Source organism: Nitrococcus sp. (genome assembly GCF_059432795.1).
In genome coordinates, this window is sequence record NZ_JBXWZQ010000213.1 from 1 (window position 1) to 4,966 (window position 4,966).

Here is a 4,966-nt window from a genome sequence, read left to right on the forward strand (position 1 = left end):
AGCTGGGCCAACTCGTGCTCGACATTAAGCAGACCCTCATCGAGATCCAGAAAAGGAAGTAATGGGCTGGCCGCGTCTTAGAAGCTTTCTCCGGAATGCCGCCCGTGGCGTGTCCGCTTGCGGACGCCCTGACGTCAGCGTGAGCAACCGGGGCATTTTGCGGGTTGGGGGGCACCGCAGGCGCTTGCGAGCAAGCACGCCACAATTCGGCACCCGTGGCGTGTCCGCTTGCGGACGCTTCGACGTCAGCGTGAGCGACCGGCCCAATTTGCAAGTTGGGGGGCACTGCGGGCGCTTGCGAGCAAGCACGCCACAATTTGGCACCCGTGGCGTGTCCGCCTGCGGACGCCCCTCAGTCAGCGCCGCTGCGATTCTTTTCCTGCTTTTTAGCGCCTGCCTGCCTGCCTCGGCGAACCTTATATGGCCCACGCCGAATCCGGCGTTTCAGAATGGGGAGCCGATCGAAGCTTACGTCCAACCGACCTCCTCCGGTCGGGTCGAGTCGGGACTCTTCGGTTGCGTTCGCAATGGGGGACAACGCTTCCACGAAGGCCTCGACCTCTATCCGGTCAGCCGTGACGGGCGCCGCGAAGCCGCCGACCCCATCTACTCGGTGCTGCCCGGCCGGGTCGTCTACATCAACGAAGTCGCGGGACACAGCAGCTACGGGCGCTATATCGTGGTCGAACACGATGGCGAGGAGCCCCCCTACCATACGCTCTATGCGCACCTTGCTGGCGTGGCCGGAGGCATCACAACCGGCGCGCGGGTTGACGCGGGCATCGTGCTGGGCACGATGGGCCGGTTGGCCTCCTACGCGATCCCCAAGAGCCGCGCGCACCTTCATTTTGAAATCGGCCTCCGGCTAACCGACGACTTTCAGGGCTGGTTCGACCGCCAGCGGTTCGGCAGTAAAAACCGCCACGACAAGTGGAACGGCATGAACCTGGTCAGTGTCGATCCGCTCGATTTTTACCAATCCGTCCGGATGGGCCGGGTGGGTAACTTCTTTGAATATCTGCGCCAATTACCAGCCGCCGCGCGGATACGCGTGTATAGCGGGCAGGTGCCGAGCTTCGTCCGTAACTATCCGGCTTTGGTCACGCGCCCCTACGAGGGCCGTTCGGTAGTGGCTTGGGATATCGCCTTTACGCAATATGGATTGCCAAAGTCCTGGACTCCGCGCTTTGCCGAAGAACGGCTACCCGGGCAGCCCGGTAATGTGAAACTGATCGCCTACAACCCCACACTCATCGAATCCCAGACCTGCCGGGAGGTCGTCACCATGAGCGGTGCCACGCCCGCCATCAGCTCCGGGACAATTGGGTCCCTCCGCAAGCTGTTCGGCTTCCGCTAAATGAGGCGATCAAGCTTTTGCGTAGCGGGCGCTCATGGCTGCGTTTAAAAAATCTCCTTTCCATCCGGTGCGGGATCCACGACGCTCCCAACTTTATGATTAGCACAACCGAAGCATTTGCCGATGCCGTGCGCCGGGCCCGCGAGGCCGGTGCCGTTGGCGTCGATACCGAGTTTATCTGGGACCGCACCTATTACCCCACGCTTGGGCTGATACAGATCGGCTACCCCGATGGCCACTGCGAGCTGGTCGACGCCCCCGCTATCGAGGACTGGTCGCCCCTGGCCGAGCTTATGTCTGACTCCGGCACGGTGAAGATTCTGCACGACGCCCAGCAGGATCTTAACATCCTCTACCGCACCTGCGGCGGGCTGCCCAAGAATATTTTCGATACCCAGCGCAGCGCGGGCTTTGTCGGCCTCTCGTCGACCATTTCCCTGAGTGAACTGCTTAAGACGCTCCTGAAAGTGCGCCTCGCCAAGACCGAGACCCGCTCCGATTGGACCAAGCGTCCCCTGACCGATGCACAATTGCAATACGCCGAGGATGACGTGCGCCACTCCGTGGACCTGATGGTGAAGATTATGGCCAGGGCCGACGCGCTTGGGCGCAAGGGCTGGATCGAGGATGAAATGCAGCTCTACACGGACGAGAGCCTCTACGGGGAGGCTGTCCCCGACACAGTCATGCCACGCGTCCGCGGGAGCGGCTCGCTGACCAATCAGCAGCGCAATATCCTCCGCGCCCTCGGTGCCTGGCGCGAAGAAAAAGCCCGCCGCCGAAATTTGCCGCGGGGGTTCATCCTCTCGGACGACGCCCTCGTCTCGCTAACCAAGCGACCTCCCGGGAAACCGGAAGACATTCGTCAGATGAAAGGTCTCAACGAACGCGCCGCCAACCGGAATCGCGATCACATCTGGGCCGCGATCGAACGCGGGCGCGCCGGCGACCTGCCGGAGCTGCCCAATCAAAAGCACCAGGGCCCCTCGCCGGACGACGGCTACGAGGCCCGCGTCGACCTCGCTCTGGCCTGCATCAAGGGCATCTGCATGGCGGGGGGGATCGATCATGCCCTCATCGGGAACCGCGCCGAAGTGACCGCATTCGTGCTCGGTATCAATGATTTGGAAGCGGGTAGCCACCGTATGCTCCGCGGCTGGCGTGCCGAGTTCTGCGGTAATGCTCTGGCCCGCCTTCTCAAGGGTGAAGGCAACGTTTCGATCAATCCCGAAACCAAGCTACCGAAACTGAGCTGAGCCGACTCCGATTTTTGGCGACCTGCATTAAGCGATCAAACCGTCCCGCGTAGCTGCCATCCCGACCGGACAGATCTTGTCGAAGCAGTCTGGAAAATTCCAGGGTTGTGCAACCGGGGAATACTGATTTTCTACACCCCCTATGACAGAAAACCCAGCACCCAACGGCGGTCAGCCGCAACAGGTTAATTTACAACAAATCGCCCAGCAATTCATGGCCGGCTTGCAGCGCCACTTCGATATGCTCGCCTTCAATATGGCGGCGAGGGAAGGCGTGCAGGAGTCGGCTTACAACGAGCGGGCCAACGCGCCGCGCGTCATGCCAGCGGCACAGCACCATCAAAACTTTGAGCAGATGCAGGCCTATGCCCGTGACCTGCTGGTGCGCCAGGTCGTTGGCGACTGCGTCAACCTCGCGGTGACCGGTATGAACAACGCGCACTTCTTCCTCGCCTTGGTCAAAGCGACGAAGGCGAATGCGCAGGTCAGCCAGGAGGCCCAGCAGGTGGCGCAGGATTCGCAAAAAGCCTTCGTGCCGGCGGCGCTGGACGCCAAGTTCAATAAGCTGGAGGAGGACTACGGCATCATGTGCGAGTTGGAAGACTCCATCGTTTCCCTGGGATTCGTCATGCAGATTCTCCTGCAACAGGGCGGTGTCGTGAAAAAAGCGCAGGTCGATGACAACGCGGAGCTCGTTCTGGAGCTCAAGGCGGTCCAAATCGTCGACAGCGATTCAGATCCCGGAAAGAAGCAGGGCAAACTCGTGGACCAGCGAAAGGTCTTTAAAGAGGGTGACGTGGTGACCCTGACCGATATGGAACTACAATTGGTCCTGGTGACGATCGCATCCTTTGCCGACACCTTGTTTAAGTCGGTCTCGCTCTATGCGAAGTCGATCAAGGACGCCAACGATGCCTGAGGTGGCCGACGCGCATGCCTCCGGCTCGCGATCGCTACGGGTTCTAACGCTGAACATCGCCCACGGGCGCGGGCTCTCCACCTACCAGGGTTTCCACTCGCAGAAGGGCATCGAGCGTTGTCTGCGCCGGGTGGCAGCGTTGCTCGGCAAGATCGACGCCGATATTGTGGCGTTGCAGGAGGTGGACGAAGACTCGCATTGGAATCGGCGCATTCACCTGCTGGATTTCCTGCAGGAACAGGCCGACTACGGGCACGCCTACCTCGGCGTGCACAATCGCCGGGAAGGAAAGCTGCCGCTGGCCTACGGCAACGGGCTTTTGACACGCTTTCCGATTCTCCACGCAGAGCACGAAGCCTTCGGTGGGGCATCCCTGGGGGAGAAAGGCTTTGTCTGCGCGGAGTTGCAGACACCCCATGGTATTTTGCCTTTGGTCAACGTCCATCTGGACTATCGCTCGCGCCTCCGCCGGATTGAGCAAATCGAGCGGCTGATTCAATTTCTCGATGATAAGCACTACACCTCGGACGGCACCCCCCACTTGTCACCCATCGTTTGCGGGGATTTTAACAGTCGGTCCGGCAAGCCAATCGATGCGGTGCGTCACCTGTTCCGTTATTTGCAGGAGCAGTGCGCCTACCAGTTGCATCCCACGGGGCGCGGTTCCCGCACCTTCCCCTCGATCATGCCGGTGCATGGCCTGGACTTTATTTTTGTGCCACCCAGCTACAGGGTGCGCTCCGCGCGCGTCCTGCGCAGCTATGTAAGCGATCACCGGCCCGTGCTCGTGGAGCTGGAGGTTTGAGGATCTTTTTCTATGTTTCGGTTCACGATCATCGGTGTCGGTAAGGTGAAAAACCGCTCCCTGGCGGCGCTTTGCCAGGACTTTGGGCAACGCCTGAAGCGGCAGGGGCAGATTGAGTGTATCGAGTTAAAAGACGGCGACGTGGCGAGTGAGGGGCAGCGTATTCTCGACGTTTTGGCCAAGCGAAGCGACGCCCGCGTTTACGCGCTCGGCGAGGAGGGGACGACCTATCGCTCGAAGGAGCTCGCCGATTCGCTCGTTGAGTTCCAGGGGCAGTCAGTCGTTTTTATCGTCGGGGGTGCCTATGGGTTGAGCGAAGCAGTCAAAAAACGTGCGGATGTGGTTTGGTCGCTCTCGCCCCTCACGTTCACCCATGAGATTGCGCGCCTGCTGCTCTATGAGCAGCTCTACCGCGCGGTTTCGATCCAAACCGGCTCGAAATATCATCACGAATAGACGGTGTGAATCGGCTTGCCATTCGTGGCCGGAGAGTCGATAAGTTCCGGAGTCTATAACACATGTTAACATTCAGAGCATGGGTAGCATCAGTTGGATCAAGTCATGTATTCAGTCAGGTGGAGTCGCAGTCACGCGGTACTCAAAGCGAAGAAGCAAGTGGGATAGCCCTA

At 60.2% G+C, this 4,966-nt stretch carries 5 protein-coding genes; all 5 read left to right on the forward strand.

From position 1 onward, the window contains the following. Positions 1-250: 250 nt before the first annotated feature. The 5 genes from AC52Q4_RS15030 (at position 251) to AC52Q4_RS15050 (ending at position 4,793) form a co-directional block, all read left to right on the forward strand. Positions 251-1,357 (forward strand): murein hydrolase activator EnvC family protein, encoded by a 1,107-nt coding sequence (locus AC52Q4_RS15030; protein WP_495537610.1) that lies wholly within the window; start codon positions 251-253, stop codon positions 1,355-1,357. Between the two features lie 17 nt (positions 1,358-1,374). Next, complete coding sequence (locus AC52Q4_RS15035) at positions 1,375-2,613, forward strand: ribonuclease D (protein WP_495537611.1); 1,239 nt, start codon at positions 1,375-1,377, stop codon at positions 2,611-2,613. Between the two features lie 142 nt (positions 2,614-2,755). Then, positions 2,756-3,532, forward strand: coding sequence for a hypothetical protein (locus tag AC52Q4_RS15040; RefSeq protein WP_495537612.1), 777 nt, complete (start codon positions 2,756-2,758; stop codon positions 3,530-3,532). Further along, the gene (locus tag AC52Q4_RS15045) at positions 3,525-4,337 is read left to right on the forward strand and encodes an endonuclease/exonuclease/phosphatase family protein (protein ID WP_495537613.1); all 813 of its coding nucleotides are present in this window, start codon (positions 3,525-3,527) and stop codon (positions 4,335-4,337) included. The genes AC52Q4_RS15040 and AC52Q4_RS15045 overlap by 8 nt, the downstream gene beginning before the upstream one ends. Before the next feature lie 12 nt (positions 4,338-4,349). Further along, the gene (locus AC52Q4_RS15050; RefSeq protein WP_495537614.1) at positions 4,350-4,793 is read left to right on the forward strand and encodes a 23S rRNA (pseudouridine(1915)-N(3))-methyltransferase RlmH; all 444 of its coding nucleotides are present in this window, start codon (positions 4,350-4,352) and stop codon (positions 4,791-4,793) included. Positions 4,794-4,966: the final 173 nt, after the last annotated feature.